The 21,557-nt window shown below is 69.6% G+C and carries 17 protein-coding genes and 2 pseudogenes; 9 read left to right on the top strand and 10 right to left on the bottom strand.

Features of this window, described 5'->3' with window-relative positions; genetic code table 11:
• The first annotated feature begins 117 nt into the window (after positions 1-117).
• Positions 118-1,416 carry a PQQ-binding-like beta-propeller repeat protein gene (locus tag ABGB06_RS21745; protein WP_347591885.1) on the top strand — a complete coding sequence of 433 codons (1,299 nt, stop codon included), beginning with the start codon at positions 118-120 and terminating at the stop codon, positions 1,414-1,416.
• Between the two features lie 19 nt (positions 1,417-1,435).
• Here the strand turns inward: ABGB06_RS21745 and ABGB06_RS21740 are convergent.
• Positions 1,436-1,636, bottom strand: a pseudogene (locus tag ABGB06_RS21740) (IS5/IS1182 family transposase); the annotation flags it as partial.
• On the opposite strand from ABGB06_RS21740, the pseudogene ABGB06_RS21735 reads away from it, so the two are divergent.
• Both ABGB06_RS21735 and ABGB06_RS21730 read left to right on the top strand, forming a co-directional pair.
• Positions 1,633-2,322 (top strand): annotated as a pseudogene (locus ABGB06_RS21735) (zinc-binding dehydrogenase); the annotation flags it as partial. The pseudogenes ABGB06_RS21740 and ABGB06_RS21735 overlap by 4 nt on opposite strands.
• A 995-nt stretch (positions 2,323-3,317) precedes the next feature.
• Positions 3,318-4,250, top strand: a complete 933-nt coding sequence (locus ABGB06_RS21730; RefSeq protein ID WP_347577029.1) for an NADP-dependent oxidoreductase — start codon at positions 3,318-3,320, stop codon at positions 4,248-4,250.
• A gap of 109 nt (positions 4,251-4,359) precedes the next feature.
• On the opposite strand, the gene ABGB06_RS21725 is transcribed toward ABGB06_RS21730, so the two are convergent.
• The gene (locus ABGB06_RS21725; RefSeq protein ID WP_347591883.1) at positions 4,360-4,752 is read right to left on the bottom strand and encodes a helix-turn-helix domain-containing protein; all 393 of its coding nucleotides are present in this window, start codon (positions 4,750-4,752) and stop codon (positions 4,360-4,362) included.
• 119 nt (positions 4,753-4,871) lie between these two features.
• On the opposite strand from ABGB06_RS21725, the gene ABGB06_RS21720 reads away from it, so the two are divergent.
• From ABGB06_RS21720 to ABGB06_RS21700, 5 genes are all read left to right on the top strand, one after another.
• Positions 4,872-7,112, top strand: a complete 2,241-nt coding sequence (locus ABGB06_RS21720; RefSeq protein ID WP_347591881.1) for an LLM class flavin-dependent oxidoreductase — start codon at positions 4,872-4,874, stop codon at positions 7,110-7,112.
• A complete protein-coding gene (locus ABGB06_RS21715; protein ID WP_347591879.1) occupies positions 7,109-8,011 on the top strand; it encodes an LLM class flavin-dependent oxidoreductase in 903 nt (300 codons plus the stop codon). The genes ABGB06_RS21720 and ABGB06_RS21715 overlap by 4 nt, the downstream gene beginning before the upstream one ends.
• Positions 8,011-10,782 carry an AAA family ATPase gene (locus ABGB06_RS21710; RefSeq protein WP_347591877.1) on the top strand — a complete coding sequence of 924 codons (2,772 nt, stop codon included), beginning with the start codon at positions 8,011-8,013 and terminating at the stop codon, positions 10,780-10,782. The genes ABGB06_RS21715 and ABGB06_RS21710 overlap by 1 nt, the downstream gene beginning before the upstream one ends.
• Before the next feature lie 159 nt (positions 10,783-10,941).
• Positions 10,942-12,381 (top strand): aldehyde dehydrogenase family protein, encoded by a 1,440-nt coding sequence (locus tag ABGB06_RS21705; RefSeq protein ID WP_347591875.1) that lies wholly within the window; start codon positions 10,942-10,944, stop codon positions 12,379-12,381.
• A 128-nt stretch (positions 12,382-12,509) separates the two neighbouring features.
• On the top strand, positions 12,510-12,929 hold the full coding sequence (locus ABGB06_RS21700) for an antibiotic biosynthesis monooxygenase (protein ID WP_347591873.1): 420 nt from the start codon (positions 12,510-12,512) through the stop codon (positions 12,927-12,929).
• 42 nt (positions 12,930-12,971) lie between these two features.
• On the opposite strand, the gene ABGB06_RS21695 is transcribed toward ABGB06_RS21700, so the two are convergent.
• From ABGB06_RS21695 to ABGB06_RS21660, 8 genes are all read right to left on the bottom strand, one after another.
• Positions 12,972-13,145, bottom strand: a complete 174-nt coding sequence (locus ABGB06_RS21695) for a hypothetical protein (RefSeq protein ID WP_347591871.1) — start codon at positions 13,143-13,145, stop codon at positions 12,972-12,974.
• Positions 13,142-14,275 carry a Gfo/Idh/MocA family oxidoreductase gene (locus ABGB06_RS21690; protein ID WP_347591869.1) on the bottom strand — a complete coding sequence of 378 codons (1,134 nt, stop codon included), beginning with the start codon at positions 14,273-14,275 and terminating at the stop codon, positions 13,142-13,144. The genes ABGB06_RS21695 and ABGB06_RS21690 overlap by 4 nt, the downstream gene beginning before the upstream one ends.
• 168 nt (positions 14,276-14,443) lie before the next feature.
• The gene (locus tag ABGB06_RS21685; protein WP_347591867.1) at positions 14,444-15,166 is read right to left on the bottom strand and encodes an alpha/beta hydrolase; all 723 of its coding nucleotides are present in this window, start codon (positions 15,164-15,166) and stop codon (positions 14,444-14,446) included.
• Positions 15,167-15,216: 50 nt separating this feature from the next.
• Positions 15,217-16,122, bottom strand: coding sequence for an NADP-dependent oxidoreductase (locus ABGB06_RS21680; protein WP_347591865.1), 906 nt, complete (start codon positions 16,120-16,122; stop codon positions 15,217-15,219).
• Positions 16,123-16,174: 52 nt separating this feature from the next.
• Positions 16,175-17,257 (bottom strand): MBL fold metallo-hydrolase, encoded by a 1,083-nt coding sequence (locus ABGB06_RS21675; RefSeq protein ID WP_347591863.1) that lies wholly within the window; start codon positions 17,255-17,257, stop codon positions 16,175-16,177.
• 47 nt (positions 17,258-17,304) lie between these two features.
• Positions 17,305-18,420: an NAD(P)-dependent alcohol dehydrogenase gene (locus ABGB06_RS21670; RefSeq protein WP_347592062.1), complete on the bottom strand. Its 1,116-nt coding sequence runs from the start codon at positions 18,418-18,420 to the stop codon at positions 17,305-17,307.
• Positions 18,421-18,614: 194 nt separating this feature from the next.
• Positions 18,615-19,706 carry a Gfo/Idh/MocA family oxidoreductase gene (locus ABGB06_RS21665; RefSeq protein ID WP_347591861.1) on the bottom strand — a complete coding sequence of 364 codons (1,092 nt, stop codon included), beginning with the start codon at positions 19,704-19,706 and terminating at the stop codon, positions 18,615-18,617.
• A 77-nt stretch (positions 19,707-19,783) separates the two neighbouring features.
• The gene (locus tag ABGB06_RS21660; protein ID WP_347591859.1) at positions 19,784-20,755 is read right to left on the bottom strand and encodes an aldo/keto reductase; all 972 of its coding nucleotides are present in this window, start codon (positions 20,753-20,755) and stop codon (positions 19,784-19,786) included.
• A 110-nt stretch (positions 20,756-20,865) separates the two neighbouring features.
• Here ABGB06_RS21660 and ABGB06_RS21655 point away from each other — a divergent pair, with 110 nt between their 5' ends.
• Positions 20,866-21,522 (top strand): MarR family winged helix-turn-helix transcriptional regulator, encoded by a 657-nt coding sequence (locus ABGB06_RS21655; RefSeq protein ID WP_347591857.1) that lies wholly within the window; start codon positions 20,866-20,868, stop codon positions 21,520-21,522.
• Positions 21,523-21,557 lie beyond the last annotated feature (35 nt).

Here is a 21,557-nt window from a genome sequence, read left to right as displayed (position 1 = left end):
CCGTTCGCCGGCGGGAACCGCCGGCGCCCGCACGGGCGTCGGAAGCGGGACGGGCGGGAGCCACGGGGAATACGGGGGACGAACATGGCGGGGCCTGGTAGGCGCGTTTTGGTTGTGGTGGGTGCGCTGCTGGCGCTGCTCGTGGCCGGGGGCGTGTTGGTGGTGGTGAACGCGACCGGTGACGGCGGCGACGGCAGCGGCGACGACAAGCGGGACGGCGGCGGGCAGCCCGGCAACGTGGCGGAGTCCCTGTGGCGGACCGAGCCGCTGCCGGAGGGCGGAGACGACTTCGTCTCCGCCGTGAACAACGGTCAGGTCTGGGTCGGCCAGGAGGTGGTCGTCCTCCTGACGGGCAGCGGGATGTGGGGGTTCGACCAGTCCTCGGGCGAGGAGCTGTGGAAGCTCAAGGACCCGGAAGGGCTCGATGTCATGCCCTGTTCGGCCAGCCCGGACGCGAACGCCCAGGGCATCGGCGCCGTGCTCTACCGACCGGCGGACGACCGGGCCGAGGAGCCCAACTGCACGTCGCTCGCCGTCGTCGACACCGCCGCCGGCGAGGTGATCTGGCAGAAGGACCTCGGCGAGCCCGGGGACAGCGGGGTGGGCGACCTCGGCGGCGACGTGCGGGTCACCGTCGGGGACGAGGCGATCAACGCCAGCCTGGTGGGCCGTGTGCACCGCTTCGCCATTGAGGACGGCGAGGAACTTCCGCTGCCGGAGGCGTCGCCGTCGCCCTGTCCCGGCGAACCCGTCACCACCTGGCACACCGACACGGTCATCGTCCTGCATCACAACTGCCACTCGGACGACGAGGACGGCAGCGACCGGATCACGGCGTTCGACGCGGACACCCTGGACACGATGTGGACCAGCCCTGTTGAGAACCGCGTGGATCCTCACCTGCTGGCCGGCGAGCCCGTCGCGTTCTCCGTCTCCCGCCACGCGTCGGACGACGCCTGGCTGTGGACGTACGACGACGAGGGCGAGGTGAGCGGCGAGATCCCGGTGGACAGCGAAACCCAGACCTTCGAGGACTTCGTCACGGACTCGCTGGTGATCACGCGCGTCAGCAGCCCCGACGCCACGTTGAACGTGGTCCGGGGGTTCGATCCCCGGACCGGAACACAGCTGTGGGAGACCGAACTGGGACCACGTGCACGCCTGGTCGGGGAGCCGGACGAGGAGCCGGTGGTGACGTACGACGAGGTGGCCGCCGACGGCGTCGACGACGCCCACGTCGCCTGGCTGGACCCGGCCGACGGCGCCCTCACCGGTGACATCACCCTGTCCCGGTACTCCCGGACCAGGTGTTGTTCCCCCTACGTGCAGGACGTGGCCTTCACCGACGACACCCTGTACGTCGTCGGGGGGGAACTCGGCGGAGAGGTGCGGCTGGAGGCCCTGGCGCGGGACTAGGGCCTGTGGGGAGTCGCGATCAAGGTGTCGGTTGGAGGCTGTGAAGCCAGATGACGGTGCCGCGGAGGTGGAGGGCGGCGAGGTAGCTGTCCGGCGTCTTGTCGTACCGGGCGGCGATCCCGCGCCACGCTTTGAGCTTGTTGATCAGGCGTTCGACGGTGTTGCGGTCCTTGTACAGGTCCGCATCGTGGGTGACCGGCCGTCCGCCGCGCCGTCCACGTGGTCGACCAGGCCCTGGTCACCCGCAAGCCCTCCCGCTTGTCGCATGTCGAGGCCGCCGGTCTCGCTCTCGTGGGTGTGACGGCGTGGGAGACGCTGGTCGAACGGGCCGGGGAGCGGGTCCTGGTGCACGGCGGCGCGGGCGGGGTCGGTTCGGTTGCCATCCAGGTCGCACGTGCGCTGGGGCTGAGGTGGTCACCACCGCGCGGGAGAGGGATCACGACGTCGTCTCCCGGCTGGGAGCGGACGTCACGATCGACTTCTCGGCTGCTGACTATGTGCCGCAGGTGCAGGCCCTGGGCGAGGTGGACGTCGTGTTGGACACGGTGGGCCGGGACACCCTCACCCGCAGTCCGCTGGTTCTGGCCGACCGAGGCCGCGTGGTGTCGATCGTGGACATTACCGAGCCGCGGAACCTTCTCGCCGATTGGGGCGTGAACGCGACCTACCATTTCCTCTTCGTCAGTCCCGGCCGGGAAAAACTCGAGGCCCTCGGCCGCCTGGTCGACCAGGACGAACTCCGGCCGGTGATCGGGCGCCGTGCTGCCGCTGGCCGACGTCGCCCACGCCCACAGCCTCTTGGTGGGCGGCTCCGTCGACGAAGGACGCGGACGCCCGCGCGGCAAGATCGCTCTTGTCGTGTATCCCGTGGACGAGTCCACGCACGGTGTGGCGCCCAGACTCTGAGCGACGCGACCGGGCCGAGGTGCGGAGCGGTAAGACCGGCGGCAGACTGGTCGCGGGGATCTGTGATCGGCCCGGCTGCTGTGTGCCGTGGGGCGCTGGACTCCCGCCTGACGGTCGAGAGTTGGCTGGCTACCGCGGTCCAGTGGCCGGGACGAGCAAGCCATCGGACATGCCGACCCCTCGGGTGCCGGCCCGACCCGCTCGCGGGAACCTCGGCCAGTTCGAGCGGTGGATGCGCCGCCGTTCCGGCTTCGGTGGTGCAGTGGCCTACCTGGTGATCCTTGTAGTCGTCATTCGTCCTACAACGTCACACACTGGCACGCGGGGCTCTCCCGGCTCACCGGAACCACCGCGGGCACCAGGCCCTGGCGCACGCCAGCCTCGACATGACCGCCGAGACCCTTATCAACTGACTGTCCGACCTGGGGTGCGACGTCCGCCGCAGCTACCGTGACCTCATCCATACCGCCTACGAGAACCTGGCAGTCGTCCCCGCCGTCCCGATCCCCGTCCACATCAGAAATGGCCAGTATGCGATCAGCGGCTACGTCACCACCGGTACTGACCGGCGCGAGCGCGGGAAACCCCGTGCCGCGCCCCTCCGCGTCGAAGGAGGCAGGGGTGATTGGGAAGCGATCGACACCTCTGGATGACCGGCGAGCTCACCGACGCCGAGTTTGAGGACCACTTCATCGACGACGTCATCGTGCGGGACATCCGGAGGGGCGCCGCTTCACCGGCGCGGCAGCGACAGAGCAGGAACACCGGCACCTGGTCTACCCCGAGGGCTTCGCTACGTGCGCACCGTGTGCCAGTCCAGGTCGGGCTCCCTGGCCACGGAAGGGTGGCTCCGGCCGGTGCGGGTCAGGGCGTGGACGTCCTCACAACAGCCTTCCGGCATGGTGCCTGACACGGGTGATCGGTCCCGTTGGACCGAAGGAATGGAGCACCTCGCGCAACTGTTGTTCTCCCGTGTGAGCGAAACGATTGCAGTAGTGGCAGGCGCATATGGCGGCCCTGAGGTCCTGTCGGTGATCGATGTCGCCGTCCCGGAGCCGAGGTCGAACGAGGTACGGATCAAGGTCCGCGCGGCCGGCGTCAATCCCTTCGACTACAAGTCGTACAGCGGTGCCTTCGGTGTCGATCCGGAGAGACTGCCGGTGCGGCTCGGTGTCGAGGCGGCGGGCGTGGTGACAGCGGTCGGTGCCGACGCGATCGGCCCCGCGGGTCCGATCGCGGTGGGTGACGAAGTGATCACCTACTCCGCGCCGGGTGCCTACGCCGCCGACATCGTGGTGCCGGCCTCGTCCGTGGTGCCGAAGCCTGTCGCCCTGTCCTGGGAGCAGGCCGGCGGACTGCTGGCCGCCGGGGTCACCGCCGTACACACGCTTGAGGCGATCGGCTTGGGCAAGGGCGAGACGGTGCTGATCCACGGTGCCGCGGGGGGCGTCGGTCTCGTGGCCGTGCAGCTCGCGGTGGCACGCGGCGCGACGGTTGTGGCCACGGCGAGCCGGGGCAAGCACGACCTCCTGCGAGAGCTGGGAGCGATCCCGGTCGTCTACGGGCCGGGACTGGCGGACAGGGTGCGCGCGGTGGCGCCGGAGGGCGTGCACGCGGCTGCCGATCTCGTGGGCACCGAGGAGGCGGTGGACGTCTCTGTGGAGCTGGTGCCGGACCGCTTGCGTATCGCCACCATCGCGGGCCACGAGCGCGGGGTTCGCGTGGGAATCAAGCTCCTGGGTGGTGTGCCGGGCGCGGATCCCGGCACCGAGATCCGGGAAGCCGCCCGCCTGCAGCTCACGGAAGCCGCCACTGCAGGCCGCCTGCGCATCGTGATCGCGGACAGCTACCCTCTGCGCGAGGCCGCCACTGCCCACCGCGAGATCATGGCCGGCCACACCACGGGAAAGATCGTCCTGGTCCCGTAACCCGTTCCTGTTCCCGCACCGCTGAAGCCACACCGCGAGCGGCCGCCCGCGCGATCACCGGTCCCGGTACGCAACGGTTCGGGTGCGTGGGCGGCATGCGACCAGTTCGTCAGGTGTCCATGTCCTCGTTCTTGGCGCTCCATTCGATCAGCGGATGCAGGACACGCATCAGGCTGGCGCCTTGTTCGGTGGGCCGGTACGTGATCTGGACCGGCGTCGTCGGTACCACGAGCCGCTCAATGAGTTGGTGGCCCTCGAGCTCACGCAGACGCTGGGACAGAAGGTGGTTCGAGATTCCGGGGATCCGCGCTCGGTAGTCGACGAATCGGCGCGCGCCCCGCATCGCCGCCAGGAGCACCGCGGCGCTCCACTTCTTGCCCACGATCTCGACCGAGCGCTGAAAACTGCGGCACACGTCGTCGTCGATGTATTCGTAGCCCGCTTCCGGGCGGCTCTGGCCCGCGGTGGCGGAGGTTTCATCGGGCTGTCGAGGACCGGTCATACGGTCACGATACTGGAGCGTGTCACTTTTGATGACCTGGTCATGTCCCGTTTGTTGCCTGTGATCATCGCCGTGCAGCCTTGGTCCATGAACGCACACTCGGCCTGTCACCACGCGCGATGAACTACGGGCACGCGCTGAGGTTCGGGCTGCACCTGCCCTCTGACGCCGACTGCGGACCCGGCCGGTTGGTCGAAGTGGCGGGCCTGGCCGAGCAGTGGGGACTGGACTTGCTGGTCGTCCCGGCCGGAACCGCCGGCGACGATCTCGAACCGTCGACTGTGGCGTCCTGGATCGCCGGGGCGACGGTCTCTCTCGGACTGGTGCTGGAGGCACGCCCCGCCACCCTCCATCCGGCGATGCTCGCACGAGCCGTGGCAAGCCTGGATCGGCTCACCGAAGGCAGGGTCGAACTGGCTTTCCGAGCGGGCCCGTCAGCCGCCGTGTCCGGGACAGCCGATTCGGTCGCGGCACTGGGTGAAGCGATCGCCGTCGTTCGCGAGCTCTGGAATGTCCTCGACCGTGGCCTCGGCCGGTTCACCGGCCGCTTCTACCGTCTCGCGGGAGCTGAGAAGGCCGCGCCCGCGCACGACGTGCCGATCTCCGTGGACGGCCAGGACCAAGACCTGCTCCGGCTGGTCGGACTGCGGGCTGACGAATGGTCGACGGGGTGCGACGCCGCCACGCTGACGCAGGGCAACCGCGCAGTCGACGAGGCGGCCCGAGGGGCCGGCCGTGATCCCCGCGAGATCCGCAGACGGGTCACGATCCGCGGTGGCTTCGGCGAGCGGACAGGCAGGTTCACCGGGACAGCCGCGGACTGGGTGAACGACCTGCTGCCACTCGTCGTCGAGCACGGGGTGGGCACCATCGTGCTGGACACCGAGGAGCGAGACGTCGCGGCAGGCTTCGCGAGCGAGGTCGCCCCGGCCCTGCGGGCGGCCGTGGACGCGGTGCTTCCGCGCGGATGGTCGGGCGCGCGGGTCCGGCGGTCCGCCGTGCGTGCCAGGCGCCGGCCGGGGATCGACTACGAGGGCGCTCCGCCGGAGATGGCCGAGGTCGTCGAGCCCGGTGATCCGGCCTACGCCCGGCTGCGGTCCGGATACCTGCGCGGCGGTGCGCCCGGCATCATTCTGCGGGCGGCGACGAACGAGCAGGTGACCCGGGCGCTCGCGTTCGCCCGCCGGCATCCCGGCGTGGCCCTGTCTCGGCGAAGCGCCGGACACGGGGTCTCCGGCCGCTCCACCAATGACGGCGGGATCGTCATCGACGTGTCACTGATGAATGCGATCGAGGTGCTCGACAGGAAGACACGCCGGGTGCGCATCGGCCCGGGTGCGCGCTGGGCCGAGGTGGCGGCCGCACTGGAGCCCTACGGCTGGGCGTTGAGTTCGGGTGACTACGGGGGCGTCGGGGTGGGCGGCCTCGCCACGGCGGGGGGCATCGGGTACCTCGCGCGCGGGCACGGACTGACCATCGACCGCCTGCGGGCCGTGGAGATGGTGCTCGCGGACGGCTCCGTCGTGCGGGCCGACGATTCGGAGAACCCCGATCTCTTCTGGGCCGTGCGAGGGGCGGGCGCGAACTTCGGGATCGTCACTGCCTTCGAGTTCGAGGCCGACGACGTGGGCGCGGTCGCCTTCGCCCGGCTCACCCAGGACGGGAGCGACCTCGAGCGCTACCTCGTCGAGTGGGGTCGGGCGGTCGAGGACTCACCGCGGGACCTCACCAGCTTCGTCATCGTGCCGCCCCCGCGCGGCGGACGACCGGCGCTCGCGGTGAGCCGCACCATGGTCGACTCCTCGGACCCGGAGACCGTGCGCGCCCGGCTGGAGCCACTGGCCGCGATCTCCGCGATGTACGCCCAGGACATCGTCATCACCTCCTACGCGGCCGTGATGGACAACGCGAGCGACGACCCACCGGTCTCCCACGGTGAACCGGTCTCACGCAGCGGTCTGCTCCGGCACGTGACCCCGCAGTTCGCCGCGGTGGCGGCTCGCATGATCCGCAGCGGCGCGATCGGATGGTTTCAGCTCCGCTCGGTCGGCGGCGCCGTCGCCGATGTTCCCGCGGACGCCACGGCCTACGCCCACCGCGACGCGAACTTCTCGCTGGTGGTGATGGGCGATGTCGACGAGGTGGTCGACCGGGCCTGGGCCCGGCTGAGCCCTTTCCTCGACGGCCTCTACATCAGCTTCGAGTCCAGCCTCCGGCCCGAGCGGATCGCCGCGGCCTGGCCCCCACGGACCCTCTCGCGTCTGCGTGAGCTGAAAAGCGTCTACGACCCCGAGGGCGTGTTCGGCGACAACTTCGCCCTCACGCCCGCCGCGAACCACCTCGGAGGAAGCACCCCATGAGCGACTACGGCCACGAGCTGTGGTTCGGCAGCTTCATCACCCCCACCGCCCGCCCGCCTCAGGCGCCGGTCGAGCTGGCCCAGACCTCCGAGAGGGCCGGCCTCGGCCTGGTCAGCTTCCAGGACCACCCCTACCAGTCGGCGTTCCAGGACACCTGGACCCTGATGTCGTACGTCGCCGCACGCACCGAACGGATCCGGATCAGCGGCAACGTGCTGAGCCTTCCGCTGCGGCCCCCGGCCGTGCTGGCCCGCGCCGCCGCGAGCCTGGACCGGCTGACCGGCGGGCGAGTCGAACTGGGCATCGGCGCGGGCGCGTTCTGGGACGGCATCGTCGCGATGGGAGGCCGCCGGCTCGAACCGGCCCAGGCCGTGCGGGCAGTGGAGGAGGCCGTGGACGTGATCCGGGGGCTGTGGGCCACCGACGAGACCGGTCCTCTCCGTGTCACCGGGGAGTTCTACACCTTGAACGGCGCCAAGCGCGGCCCGGCACCCGCCCATCGCATCCCGATCCGCATCGGTGCCTACAAGCCGCGTATGCTCCGGCTGACGGGCAAGATCGCCGACGGTTGGCTGCCCTCCCTGGGTTTCCTGCCCGAGGGCCCGGCATCGCTGCGCGCGATGAACGAGCAGATCGACGAGGCCGCATCCGCCGCCGGTCGGGAGCCCGCGGCGGTCAGCCGCCTGCTCAACCTGAGCGGCCGATTCACGTCCGGCGCCGGCGGCGGCCTGTTGCAGGGGACTCCCGGCGACTGGGCCGAACAGATCGCCGACCTCGCCCTGCAGTACGGCGTATCCGGGTTCATCCTCGCCTCGGATGAGCCTGCCGACCTGAGCCTCTTCGGTCACGAGGTCGCGCCGCGTGCCCGCGAACTCGTCCAGTCCGAACGCGTGACGTGATGCGGTGGGCGCGTGGCGGGCCCGGTGACGGAGCTGCGACAGCGGCAGCGCCGACGGAGCTGTTCGGACGCCGCGAGGAGGCCGCGGTTCTCGACGGGCTGCTCTCGCAGGCCCGCGGCGGGAGCGGTGGCGCGCTCGTGGTGTGGGGCGAGCCGGGTATCGGCAAGTCGGCTCTGCTTCACCACGTGTACGGCCAGGCCGCGGACTTCGTCCGGCTGAGCCACTCGGCCACCCGGCCCGAGTCGGACCTGGCTTTCGCGGGGCTGCACGGGCTGCTGCGACCGCTGGCCGATCGTGTCGAGCTGCTGGCGACGGCCCAGGCCGCCGCTGTGCGTACCGCGCTCGGGCTGAGCGGTGAGCCGACGGACCGCCTGGTGGTCGGGGCGGCCGTGCTGTCGCTGCTCTGCGGACTCGCCGAGCGGCAGCCCGTGCTCGTCGTGGTGGACGACGGGCAGTGGCTCGACGAGGCCACCGCGCTGTGCCTGGGGTTCGTCGCTCGACGCGTAGGAGCGCATCCCGTGGTCGTCGTGCTCGCCGATCACAGCGATCCGGCCGCCCGGCCCTGGGAAGGCGTGGCCGACGTGCGGGTCGACGCCCTGAGCGACGAGAGCGCGCGGCAGCTTGTGGCGGCCGTGGCGCCTCTCACCGACAAGGCGACGACGCGGAACATGGTTCGGGAGGCTGGGGGCAACCCCTTGGCGCTGCACGAACTGGCCACGCTCGGGGGCGACCTCGACGACGCCGAGCATCGCCGGAAGCGAGGACGACCGCCCGTCGGGCCGCGCCTGCAGCGGGCTTTCCGTGCCGGGATCGAGGCCCTGAGCCCTCCGGCGCAGTTGCTGACCGTGCTCGCGGCGGCCGAGGAGCACGGCGACCGGCTCACGGTGCAGCGGGCCGGCCGTGCCTCGGGTGCCGGTGACGCCGTCTGGGAAGAAGTGACCAACGCGGGCCTGCTCCACGTGGCGGGCAACCGCGTCGGTTTCCGGCACCCCGTCGTGAGCAGAGCCGTCTACGAGGGCTGCGGTGCCGCGACGAGGCGCCGGGCTCACCGCGCCCTGGCCGCCACGATGCCGGACGAGGCGGAGGAGCGCGCATGGCATCTCGCCGCCCTGGCCCACGGACGCGATGAGGACGTCGCGCGGCTCCTCGAACGGACCGCCGTCCGCTCCCGGCTCCGCGGGGCCACGAACACGGCGGCACGGGCGTGGTGGCGGGCCGCCGAACTGTCGGCCGCACCGATCGACGCCTCACAACGCCTTGCCGAGGCGGCCAGGGCTTCCTGGGACGCCGGGTGGGCAGCCACGGCGGAGCGCCTGCTCGATGACTCGGAACGGCTGGCCCCCGGTGCTCACGTCGCCCGGCGGAGCCGGGGTCTGCGGGGGATCATGGAGTTCGCCCGGGGCATGCCCGAGATGGCGCACCACTTCCTGATCACCGACATGAAGCGCGTCCCGGAAGCGGGAACGGCGCTGGAACTGGGCACGCTGGCCATGCGCGCCGCCTGGTCCGTCGGACGCGGCGACCTGCGGGACAGAGCGCTGGAGCTGCTGCTCGAAGACGACGTCGAGGGCCGGACCGGATTACCCGGCACGCTTGCCTGGTGGAGCGACGACGTGTCTGCCGACGCGGCGCCGGCGGAAACCCCCGACCTCGGTGATGCCGCCGCGCGGGCCCGTACGACCATCCTGCCGTTGCTGCCGCCGACACCCCTCGCCCTGGCCTGGGGGATCGACGAGCCGATGGCGGATGTGCTGCGCCGTCGGTTGCCGCACCTGCGGCGGCGCAGCGAGCGCGCTCGGCTCGCCGCCGCCCTGGCCCAGACCGCGATGCTCGACAACGCTGCCGGCCGCTGGCCGCAATCGGAGTCCTCGGCCGCGGAGGGACTGCGGCTGGCCCAGGACCTGGGTGCCGACCACATCGCCTCCCACTGCCGCACCAGCCTGGGCTGGCTCGCCGCGGCGCGTGGTGACGAACGCGCCGTCGCGGAGGCCACCGCCAGGACTCTGGAGACGTCACTCCCGCAGGGCGTCCGCGCGCTGAGCGCCGCCGCGTACTGGAACCGCGGCATGGCCGCGCTGTTTCGCGAGCGTCCCGAGGAAGCACTGGACATCCTGGTGCGCCTGACCGAGCCGGGCCATGGCGCGGAACACCCGACCTTCGCGCTCCTGGCCGCTCTCGACACGGCCGAGGCGGCCGTGCGCGTCGGCAGAAGCGACCTCGCGGACGAACGGGTACGGGTGCTCGAAGCCTGGGCGCGGCGCACGGGAGCGCCGTGGGCCCGCTGTGCCGCGCACGTAACGCGCGGGCTCCTCGGCGGCGCCCGGGCCGAGGGTGCCTTCCGGGCCGCACTCGACGTGCCGGGTGCCCGATCCCACCCGCTGCTCTACGCGCGCGCTCAGTTGTCCTACGGCGAGTGGTTGCGACGGGGCCGCCGGCGGACCGATGCGCGTGTCCGGATCGGTGCCGCCTTGGAGGCGTTCGACCGGCTCGGTGCCGAGCCGCTGCGCCAACGCGCGCAGCGCGAGCAGGACCTCGCCGGATCGCCGGGACGCCGGGGAAGCTCGGACACCAGGGCGATGAACCGGCTCACCGCCCAGGAACAGCGAGTCGCCCAACTGGCCGCCGAACAGCTGACGAATCGCGAGATCGGCGTACAGCTGCGGATCAGCCACCGCACCGTGGGCCACCACCTCGGGAACGTGTTCGCCAAGCTCGGCATTAACACCCGAACCGAGCTGAGCCACCTCCACGCCGGTTGTGAGCCGCCGTGAGCGCAGGGAGGCTGCGGCGGAGCGGGCGCGCGACGCCTCCGGCGGAAAACGACGGATTGCCCGCCCGATTCGCTCACCGGCCCTGATTTGTAGCGTCGCTGACGTTGTCCTGCGGACCCGCGGCGAAACGCCGTGCGACTCATGACAAGAGGTCACCTCATGCCCAAGTCCGAAGCCCTGCCCCACGCGCACCACTACATCGACGGGCAGTGGCAGGACTCCGGCTCCCGCGGCGAGTCACGCAGCCCCGCGACCAACGGCCTGCTCGGTACCTTCGCCGACGGCGGTGCGCGGGAGGCGAGGGCCGCCGTGGCCGCGGCCCGAAGGGCCTTCGACTCCACCGCCTGGTCCCGCGACCGTCACCGGCGTGCGGCAGCGCTGCACGAACTGGCCGACCGGCTCGAGCAGCGCCAGGACGAACTGATCACCCTCCTGGCGCGGGAGAACGGGAAAGTACTCGCCGAGGCGGCCCTCGAAGTCGAAGGCACCGTGCCCAAGCTCCGCTACCACGCGGCACTTTCCCTCACCGACCACGGCAGGGCCGGGGAAGTGCGGCCCGGCATGTACTCGATGACCCTGCGCGAAGCCGCGGGCGTCGCCGCGGTGATCGCGCCGTGGAACTCACCGGTCATCCTCTCGGCGCGATCCTTCGCACCCGCCCTGGCCGCCGGCTGCACCGTGGTCATGAAGATGCCGACGCAGACCGGCCTGGTCAACGGAGTGCTGAGCGAGATCATCGCCGACACGCCGAGCCTGGACCCGGGCGTGTTCAACGTCTTCACCGAGAGCGGAAACGCCGGGGCTCCGGAGCTGGTCTCCTCCCCGGACGTCGACGTGATCAGCTACACCGGCTCCACCGCGGTCGGCCGCGTGATCATGGAACAGGCCGCCCCGACGCTGAAAACGCTGTCCATGGAGCTGGGCGGAAAGACGCCGATGCTCGTCTTCGACGACGCCGACCTGGACGCCGTCGTGCCCGTGCTCACCAAGGCCGTCACCATGTTCGCGGGCCAGTTCTGCGTGACGGGCAGCCGGATATTGGTCCAGCGCGGCGTGGCCGACGAACTCCGGCGGCGGCTCGTCGCCGCCCTCGAAACGGTCCGGGTCGGGCCCGGCGACGACCCCGCCAGCGAGATGGGCGCCATGATCGACGAAGGAAACGCCCAACGGGTCGAACAGACCGTGGCCGCCGCGGCCGACTACGCCACCGTCCTCGTGCGGGGCAAGCGGGATCGGGCGCTCCTCGGCCCGTCCCTGATCGAGGTCGCCGACGTGTCCTCGCCGATCGTGCAGCGCGAAGTGTTCGGGCCGGTCGCCACCTTCGAGGTGTTCGACTCCGAGGCCGACGCCGTGGCGCGTGCCAACGCCACCGAGTTCGGCCTGGCCGCGAGCATCTGGACCCGTGATGTCGACCGCCCCCTGCGCGTCGGCCGCGAACTGCGGGCCGGGACCGTCTGGACCAACACCTGGGCCATGGTCCACGACCAGCTCGAGGAGGGCGGCTTCAAGCAGTCGGGAGTGGGCCGCCTGAACGGCATCCGCGGGATCGAGGAATTCCAGGAGACCAAGCACCTCGTGCATGTGGCACCGCAGCTCTGACAGCTCTCGACGGCGGAATGAGAATCGATGACCGAGACGGACGACGTCGGCCCGGCCGACGTCACCCTGCTGACCGCGCGCTTGTGGAACCCGGCTACGAGCAGGACTTCCGGGAGTGGTTCGGACGGGTGACCGACACCGCCTCAGCGTTTCCCGGGCACCTGGGGGACGGGTTGTTCCGGCCTGCCACGGCCGCCGGGCCATGGGTTCTGATCCACCGGTTCCGCGACCAGGAGGCCGCGCGCGCTGGACGACGTCACCTGAGCGGGCCGCACTGTTCGACCACTGCGCACGACACGCCCACGACGGCGCCGCCTCGGTGGAAGATGGCGCTCGCCGCCTTCGCGGCCGTACTCCGGATCTCCCTGATCGGCAACGGTCTTTTGGGGCCGGCGCTCCGTGCTTGGCCGCTTGTGGCGCGGGTGCTGACGCTCGCGCTGCTGTTCAGTACGTTGATGACCTATTTGATGACGCCGGCTGTGACCCTCGTCCTTCGCCGTTGGCTCTATGCCGCCACCTCAACCGCGCGCGAGGGACCGACGCGATGACGCGGCCCCCGGGGCGGACCGCGCCGTCTCGCGGCTCGGCTTTCAGCGGGACAGTTCCATCGTCTGACGCAGCAGTTCCAGGGCCTGGTCCACGCCTTGGTCGGCCAGGTGGACGAAGTCGACAAAGAAGTGGTCGACTTCCGTCTCGTCTCCCGTACGGAGGCTGATGTCCGCGATCTCCGGCACGGTTGACTCGGTGGTGGGGTTGATCCTCAAATGGCTCGGTCGTGGCGGGACAGATGCTGCCGATGACCTGTTTCAGCGGCCCGTGTGATCGCCTCGAGTACCCGGTGGCGATCGAGTGCGACCGCGAAATCCGGTGCATCGGCGGTTCCGTCGCGGAGGTCGGCGGCGAACTGGACGTAGAGGCGGGCGACCCCCGCTGCGGGTGCGTCGAGTTGCAGGTCAGGAGCCGCATAAGCGGAGGGGACCTGTAGCACTTGGACAGGCCCGCTACCGCGGCGCAGCGTGATGGTGAAATCGGTGAAATGGATGTAGCCCGACGCCGACTCCACACGCACACTGCCCTCGGCGCCCTGGATCTCCCATACCATCGCCGAGCCGGCGGACTGCCCGGCACTGTAGTGCAGCGAAGTGACGATCCCGCCTTCGAGAACGCCGGCGACGACGATCTCATCCGGCGCGTCCTTCGGCAGCGACGCGCCATCGGAGAGGCGGACGCCGTCACCGCGCTGATTGGCGACGACGGCGGACAGACTCTCGAACGTGCCGAGCACGCGCGCAAGCGGTTCGAGCCCGTGGCCGAGCATGATGCTCAGAAGCGTGGCGCCATGCTTTGCGTGAGCCATGTACTCGACCGGCGGGTCATATCGGCCGACCCACATGTCGTCGGTCAAGTGCCCTCGGATGCTCGTGCTGAGCGGCTTGCCAATCACGCCTTGCGCGATGAGGTCGCGAAGGAAGAGGATCGGCGGGTGCAGGCCGCCCTGCAACCCGACAACCGTCCGCAGCCGCCGCTCGCGGGCAAACCCCTCCAGCGCTTCGGCCTCCGATAGGTTTCTTGCGAGCGGCCATTCGCAATAAACCATTTTGCCCGCGGCCAGCGCGTCGGAAACAATCTGCTTGTGCTCCGGCACCTTGACCGCAACCACCACCAGGTCGACCTCCGGTCGCACGACCAGAGCCTCATGTGTGTCGAAGGCGAGATTGGCGCCCAGCCGACGAGCGGTCGCATTCGCGCTCTCCATACGAGTCGTACTGACGGCGCGGATCTGGAACGCGTCGAGCGCCTGCAGCGCCGGGACGTGAGCAATTCCGCCCCAACCCCGATCTGCACTAGCCCCGATAAGGCCGACGCCGATCCGGGTATTTGCTGAATTCGTCATTAGGATGCTCCTGTCGTGTGCAGCCCCGGCAACGCTCTCCGGGCTGCGTCACGATGTTTCGTTTCCGGACAAATGCGTGGGCACTCGGGCTCACCATGGCGAGCGAGCAATTATTGCCGTTCGCGTAGCGGCCGCGGGGTTTGAGCCCGAATGACCCAAGCGCAGGTTTTACACGTGAGCCCAGTGGGCCTCGAGTTCGCGCGCGACATCGGCCGGACGCTCTATCATCGGCCAGTGCGAGCTGCGCAGCTTGAAGACGGCACGTGCGCGTGTGGCATTACCGAGCTCGTCGGCGAAGCGGTGAGGAAGAAACGGATCGTCCAGGCCCCAGATCACTAGCGCTGGTGCGGTCACGTTGCTCAAACCTGGCTTCCACTCCGCCCCGACCTCGATCGCCGAACGGTAAAGGGCGAGAATGCTTGCTCTCATAGTGGCATCGAGATGCCGGACCGATTCGTTTGCCGCGTCGCGCGGCATCTGCGCCTCGTTGAGGCTTGCTGCGAACGCCTCGAGGTCGAGGTCCGCCATCCATTGCTCTCCCTCGCCTGGCGTTTGCCAGATCTTGGCAAGATAGTGCCACGGATACTCCGGATCGATTGGTCCGCTGATGCCTGTCCATGTCCGCACCAGATCTGGTCGGATAGACGCGAGACGGCCCGTGAGCAGAGACCCCCAATCATGACCGACCAGGTCGACGGGTTCGCCGATTTCTTCGATCTTCTTAATAAGCCAATCGAGATACTCTTCTTTCGTCGACGTGAATCCCACTGGTAGGGGTACGCCAAACCCGGGGAGGTCGATCGTCACAATATCTTCGCGTTGAAGATGGGAACGGACGGTGTCCCAAAGCCGGTGGGTATCAGGTACACCATGGACGAGGACTGCAGGCATTTCGGATTCTCCAATTGATTGTTGTCGTGGTTGAATGGCCGGTCGGCGATTCAGGGAAGGAGGATGACTTTGCCGTGGGTGTGGCCCGTGGCGACGAGGCGATGAGCGTCCGCGGCCTCGTCGAGTGGGAAGCTCCGGCCGATGCGTGCGGTCCATGCGCCGGCGGCGATCAGATTCAGGGCTTCCTGGACAGGGCGGTGGTTGCGGTTCCCGCTGCCCCCGGGGCTGAATGCGACGCCGTGTTGTGCGGCATCGCGGTCGGCGAGCGTCACGATCCGGTCGGGGCCGCCGAGAAGATCGACGAGGGCGGGAAGGAGCCCCTTGCCGGCGGTGTCGAGCGCGGCGTCGACCCCGCCCGGAGCGGCGGCACGGATGCGATCGACCAGGCCCGGGCCGTGGGCGACAGGGGTCGCTCCGAGACTCCTGACGAAGTCGGCGTTGGCAGTCCCGGCGACGCCGATCACCGTGGCACCGCGCTGTCGCGCGAACTGCACGGCGGCGCCGCCCAGAGCACCGCTCGCGCCGGTGACCACGAGCGTTTCACCCGGGCGAATGTTCAGAAGCCCGAGAGCCCTCGCCGCGTTGTCGGCGCCGATGACAGTAGCCGCGGCCTCCTCGAAGGAAACGCCGTCGGGGATCATCGCGAGGTTGCTGCTGACCGTGTACTCGGCGTAGGAGCCCTGGGTGGCGGAGTCCGGCCACCCGGCGACGCGGTCGCCGACCACGCCCACGTCGACGCCCGGGCCGACCGCCTCAACGACGCCGGCGAACTCGAATCCGATGATGGCGGGAGCACGCAGGCGGAACGCTCCGGCGCGTGCCTGGATCTCCGCCGGGTTCACCCCGGCGGCGTGAACCCGCACCAGTACCTGACCCGGACCCGGCACCGGTCGCGGAGCCTCCGCAACCCGCAACACGGAGGGTTCGCCGAACGAGGTGATGATGACGGCTTTCATGATGATCCTTCTCGTATACGGGGGTCATTTGCTCGCACCGTTCAGAACGGTGTCAGGTCAGGAAGACCGGAGGATTCTCGCCCCGCAGGCGGTAATCGGGCCGGGGCCGTTCGAGGCGGATCGATTCCAGCACGGTGTACGCGTGGTACTTGGTCTGGGTGGTGGCTCCTGCCAGCCGTTCCCACCAGAGCCGGCCGTCGCTCGTCTCCTTCTCGAGGACGTGGCGGGTGGTGTAGTTCGCCATGGAGCTGATCCAGTTCTCGGTACCGACGAAGATCCTGTCCCAGCCGGTGCCGGTCACGATGTCGGCGAGCGCATCCGAGCGGCTGAACCGCTCGACCGCCGCAGTCGCCCCCTCGAGCACGTCGGTGAAGTACTCCACGCACAGCTTCACCTGCTCGTAGGTGCCGTAATGCATGTGGTGCCCGCCGACGAAGTAGTCGAAGTCGTATTCGAGGATCTGGGACTGAGCTTCGTACCAGCCGGAGATGTTCTGCGAGGCGTCGCAGTGCATGAACGTGACGCTTCCCGGACTGACGATGTCGACGGCCGTGAGCACCTTCTGCCGCGGTGCGTAGATGAAGATGTTGCCGGGGCAGTGGTTCTCTCCCCTGTAGGAGAGCTGCAGGCTCACGCCGCCCACTTCGAGGACGAGTTCCTCGTCGAACGTCCTCGTCGGCAGGGGGCGCTTCAGGTCGGGGAAGCGCTCCAGGAGTTCCTTGGTGATGCGGTGGGCGACGATCTCGACGTCGGGACCGAACACGGAGGCCGCGCCGATGTGATCGGCGTGCCAGTGGCTGTAGATGACGTGGGTCACCGGTCGGTCGGTGACGTCCTCGATCGCCGCCAGCATGTTCTCGCCCAGCGTCGGGGGTGCGTCGATCGCGACCACGCCCTCCTCGGTCACCACGAATGCGGCGTCGTAGCCGGCACTGGTGACCCAGTAGAAGCCGCCGCGCAGTTCTTCCACGTGGTAGCCGTACTTCTGGAAGTGCTCGCTCTGGAAGTACGGGGGGTAATAGCCCGCGGGGTCCAACGGGTCGTCCGCCCCCGCGCGGGGGAATCCATAGTGGTCGATCCCGTAGAAGCTCGGGGTTTCTTCGACGCTGATGGGTATCTGACTGCTCTGGCACACCGGCGGGACGCCTTTCTGTGTTCTTGGGAAGCTGTCGAACGGGTGGTCTATCCCGGTGACGTGAATCGAAGGACCGCCTTGGTGACGCGGCCTGAGCCCGCATCCTCGAACGCGGTGTTGATATCGGCGAAGTCGTAGAAGGACAGCAGTCGGTCGATGGGGAACCGGCCCGCTCGATAGAGCTGGGCAAGGTCGTTGATCAGGAGCGACGAGACGGCGTCGCCCTGGATGATGCCCTGAAGCGACTGGCCGAGCGTGAGCCGGCCGGCGTCGAGCACGGCGCCCGCTCCTTCGTGGAACGCCACGAAGCCGAATCGGCCCATCGGTGCCAGGGCGCCGACCCCGGCGTCGAGGTTCTCCGCGCGGCCGCTGGTGTCGAGGACGTACTCCAGACCGCGTTCGTCGACGGCGCGGAGCGCGCCGGTCAGATCCTCGACCCGGCCGGGGTCGACGAGGTGCGTCGCTCCGAGATCGCGGGCCAGATCGAGGCGGCCGGCGTCGGGGTCGACGGCGACGATGGTGGTGGCACCCGCGACATGTGCCGCCATGACCGCCGCCAGGCCCACCGCTCCCACGCCGAAGACCGCGAAGGACGCTCCCGCCGGCACGGCGAGGGCCTTGAGTACGGCCCCCGCGCCCGTCTGCAGCCCGCACCCCAGCGGAGCCATGACGTCGAGGGGCAGATCGCGGGGGGCCTTGATCGTGTTCCGTTGGTGCGTCAGGGCGTGGGTGGCGAACGAGGACTGGCCGAAGAAGTGACCGTGCGGCTCAGCACCGTGGGCGACGTGGAGACCGTTCGAGCCGTCCAGTCGGGCACCTGCGAAGTTGGCCGCCCAGACGTTGTCGCAGTAGGCCGCGTGCGAGGACATGCACGGCTTGCAGCGGCCGCACGAGTGGTAGGAGAGGACGACGTGGTCACCGGGCTCGACGGTGGTGACAGCGGCCCCCACGCGTTCGACGACTCCTCCTCCCTCGTGCCCCAGCACCACCGGCAGCGGCGTCGCCATGCGCTGTGCCCGCACGTGAGCGTCGGTCGCGCATATTCCGGTCGCGACCATGCGAACGAGTACCTCGTCGGACCGCGGGTCCTCGATCTCGATGTCGCGGAATTCGAAGGGCCCATCCTGCGCTTCGAGAACAGCGGCGCGCGCGGAGGTGGTCATACGCCGTGAGCCTGCCGCGAAGCGCCGCAAGGGCCATGGTGACGAGGGACTGACATCATCAACGACTCCCTGATCGGGGGGTGGGCCTCAGGAACCCTTCAGCGAGTCCGAACCTATGTCGGCCGCCCGTGCCCGCGGATCGGTCGCCGTATCCGTCACGGCAGTAAGGCACGGTGCCGCGAGGTGCGGTGGCGTCACTGCCGGACGCCGGTCCGGGCGGCTTGTTCGACTCGGGCGATGAGACGGCTGTTGTGGGCGGCGTGCTGGAATCCCGGGGTGTGGTGGGTGCCGTTCGTGATGTCGCGGGCCAGGCTGGCGTAGACCTCGCCGACGTTGATGGAAGCGCCCGTCCAGATGTCGGCGGCGGTGGGTCCCGCGCCGGTGGCGACCGGGCGGTCGGGCGCGGTGAAGTCGACGCTCGACGAGAGGGTGAGGTCGCCGACCTGAACGCCCGCGGGGTGGTCGCCCGTCAGCTTCAGCCAGCCCTCCGATCCGCGTACCTCCAGACTGAAGTGGGCGTCGGAGGCGGGCACGCCCGCCAGGATCTGCACCCCGACCGGTGCCCCCGAGGAGGTCTTGGCGATGGCGTCGAGGTGATCCGGGACCTCGCGGACGGATATCGCACCGGTGTCGACCAACTTCACCTGAGGCCAGAGGAGTTCGGTGCGGGCGTCGATCTCGGTGACGTCGCCGAGAACGGCCTCGACCACATCCAGGACGTGGCCCGCGGCAATGGTGAGGAAACCGGCTCCGGACGCTGCCTTGTCGAAGTACTCGTACGCGCTCACCGACTCCGGGCCGTTGCCAAAGGTCGTCGCGGCGACTCGCGCCGAGAGCAGCCGCCCGAGCCGGCCCTCAGCGATGATCTCCGCCGCGCGGCGTACCGAGGGGTTGAGCCGGCCCTGCAGGCCGATCGCGGTGTGCAGTGAGCCAGCCGCGTCAGCCATCTCTTCCGTCTGCGCGACGGTCACGCCCAGCGGCGACTCCGCGTACACGGCCTTGTTCGCCGCGAGGGCCGCCAGGACGAGCTCGCGGTGAGCCGGGACCTTCACCGCGACGGTGACGAGGTCGATCGAAGGGTCACCGATGAGCGCGTAGGGGTCCGCGAACCAACGCTCGGCGCCGAACGCCTCGGCAGCGCCGCGCGCGCTCTCCTCGTGCCGCGTCGCCACACCGGCCAGGTGGAAGTCGGGCTGTGCCGCCAGCGCGGGTATGTGCGATGCGCCCGCCCAGCTCGCCTTCGTGTCCGCGCCGATGATGCCGACCCGAATGAGATTGCTTGACATGATGTGGTGTTCCATTTCTTTCGCTGAAGCAAGACGTGGTGTGGTGCGCGGGGCGAATCGGCGCGTTCGCGCTTCTCTCACTGGTCGACGGCGGCCATGTCGGGCTCGGCATGGCGTTCGCCGGACGCCGGTGTGAGGTTGTTCAGGCGGGCGATCTGGCCCGGGGTGAGTCGGATGCCGTCGGCGGCGCTGTTCTCCTTGAGGCGGTCGATGCGTTTCGTCCCCGGAATGGGCGCGATGCCGTCTCCTTGCGCGAGCAGCCAGGCCAGAGCGACCTGCGCGGGCGTGGCCCCGACCTCGTCGGCGACCTCGCGTACCTGGTCGACGATGCGCAGGTTGCGCGTGAGGTTGTCGCCGGTGAACCGGGGATTGGAGCGACGCCAGTCGGCGGCGTCCAGGCCGTCCAGGGTGCGGATGTCACCGGTGAGAAAGCCGTGTCCCAGCGGTGCATAGGGAACCAGTCCGATGCCGAGCTCACGCAGCGTGGGCAGCACCTCGGCCTCCGGGTCCCGCGTCCAGAGCGAGTACTCGCTCTGGACAGCGGCCACGGGATGGACCGCATGGGCCCGGCGGACGGTCGCCGCTGCCGCCTCCGATAGTCCGATGTGGAGGACCTTGCCCGCCTCCACCAGCTCGCTCAGCGCCCCCACCGTCTCCTCGATGGGAGTGTTGGGGTCGACCCGGTGCTGGTAGTAGAGGTCGATGCGGTCGGTTCCGAGCCGCCGCAGTGAGCCGTCGACAGCCGTGTGAATGTTGGCGGGGGTGCTGTCCGGGCCCGGCCGGCCGGTGTGGGAGATGAGGCCGAACTTGTTGGCGAGGACGACTTCGTCCCGGCGGCCCTTGATCGCGCGACCCAGCAGCTCCTCGTTGATGTAGGGGCCGTACACCTCGGCGGTATCCAGATGGGTGACACCGAGGTCGACGGCGCGACGAATGGTGCGGATCGACTCGGCTCCGTCCCGGCCGGCGCCGGTGTAGTACGCCGACATCCCCATGACACCCAGGCCGATGCGCGGGACATCGAGCCTGCCGAGCGACGTGGACTGCATCTGTTGTCCATTCCGTGTGGGGCGGGCCTCAGCGCCGCAGAGCGAACTTGACGCGTCAAGTTCTACTCCTTCGAACTTGACGCGTCAATAAGTGGGTCTAGGATGTCCTCATGGCGAGGACGGCAGATGACACGAACGGCCGGCGCCGTCGGCGTCCACGGAACGGGCCGACATCCGAGGCGACGGCTCGTGCCGACGAAGGCTCCGGCTCGGAGGCGTCCACCGGTCCGGTTGCCGAGACGCGATGGCTGAACGGCGACGAGCTGGCGGCGTGGCTGGCCAACTCCGCGATCATGATCAGCCTGCCGGCCGCGCTGGATGCGCGCATGCAGCGCGAGGCTCAGCTGACCTTCTTCGAGTACATGGTGCTCTCGGTCCTCTCCGAGCAGCCGGATCGCACCATGCAGATGAGCGCCCTGGCCGCGCGAACGGCGGCGTCACTGTCGAGGCTGTCGCATGTCGTCGGTCGGCTTGAGAAGCGCGGACTGCTCGCACGGAAGCGGATCCCCGGTTCCGGAAGGCGCACCACCGCGACGCTGACCGAGGCCGGTTACGACGTAGTGGTGGCAGCGGCGCCGGGACACGTCGCCGCAGTCCGCGAGTACCTGATCGATGATCTCGGTCCTCAGGAGCTGGCGGCACTGCGCCGCATCGGTGCCGCGGTGGACGCGGCCATCAAGCGCGGGCAACCCGATGCGAGCTCTGCGGCTTCGCCTCCGCCCGAAGCGCCGACGATCCACAGCGGACCGAGGCGTACTGCGGACTGATGGAGGAGCAGCGCCACGCGGGTCCGCCAGCACGT

Origin of the sequence: Streptomyces sp. B6B3 (assembly GCF_039871525.1) — a bacterium.
Lineage (GTDB): Bacteria > Actinomycetota > Actinomycetes > Streptomycetales > Streptomycetaceae > Streptomyces.
Note: the sequence above shows the minus strand (reverse complement) of the source record. Positions and strands in the feature narration are given on the sequence as shown.

Excerpts from the sequence above, each read along its gene's own strand:
- ABGB06_RS21725 (WP_347591883.1), bottom strand. The coding sequence starts at position 4,752 with ATGACCGGTCCTCGACAGCCCGATGAAACCTCCGCCACCGCGGGCCAG.
- ABGB06_RS21660 (WP_347591859.1), bottom strand. The coding sequence starts at position 20,755 with ATGCAGTCCACGTCGCTCGGCAGGCTCGATGTCCCGCGCATCGGCCTG.
- ABGB06_RS21710 (WP_347591877.1), top strand. The coding sequence starts at position 8,011 with ATGCGGTGGGCGCGTGGCGGGCCCGGTGACGGAGCTGCGACAGCGGCA.
- ABGB06_RS21715 (WP_347591879.1), top strand. The coding sequence starts at position 7,109 with ATGAGCGACTACGGCCACGAGCTGTGGTTCGGCAGCTTCATCACCCCC.
- ABGB06_RS21720 (WP_347591881.1), top strand. The coding sequence starts at position 4,872 with ATGAACTACGGGCACGCGCTGAGGTTCGGGCTGCACCTGCCCTCTGAC.
- ABGB06_RS21705 (WP_347591875.1), top strand. The coding sequence starts at position 10,942 with ATGCCCAAGTCCGAAGCCCTGCCCCACGCGCACCACTACATCGACGGG.
- ABGB06_RS21690 (WP_347591869.1), bottom strand. The coding sequence starts at position 14,275 with ATGACGAATTCAGCAAATACCCGGATCGGCGTCGGCCTTATCGGGGCT.
- ABGB06_RS21655 (WP_347591857.1), top strand. The coding sequence starts at position 20,866 with ATGGCGAGGACGGCAGATGACACGAACGGCCGGCGCCGTCGGCGTCCA.
- ABGB06_RS21680 (WP_347591865.1), bottom strand. The coding sequence starts at position 16,122 with ATGAAAGCCGTCATCATCACCTCGTTCGGCGAACCCTCCGTGTTGCGG.
- ABGB06_RS21665 (WP_347591861.1), bottom strand. The coding sequence starts at position 19,706 with ATGTCAAGCAATCTCATTCGGGTCGGCATCATCGGCGCGGACACGAAG.
- ABGB06_RS21685 (WP_347591867.1), bottom strand. The coding sequence starts at position 15,166 with ATGCCTGCAGTCCTCGTCCATGGTGTACCTGATACCCACCGGCTTTGG.
- ABGB06_RS21670 (WP_347592062.1), bottom strand. The coding sequence starts at position 18,420 with ATGACCACCTCCGCGCGCGCCGCTGTTCTCGAAGCGCAGGATGGGCCC.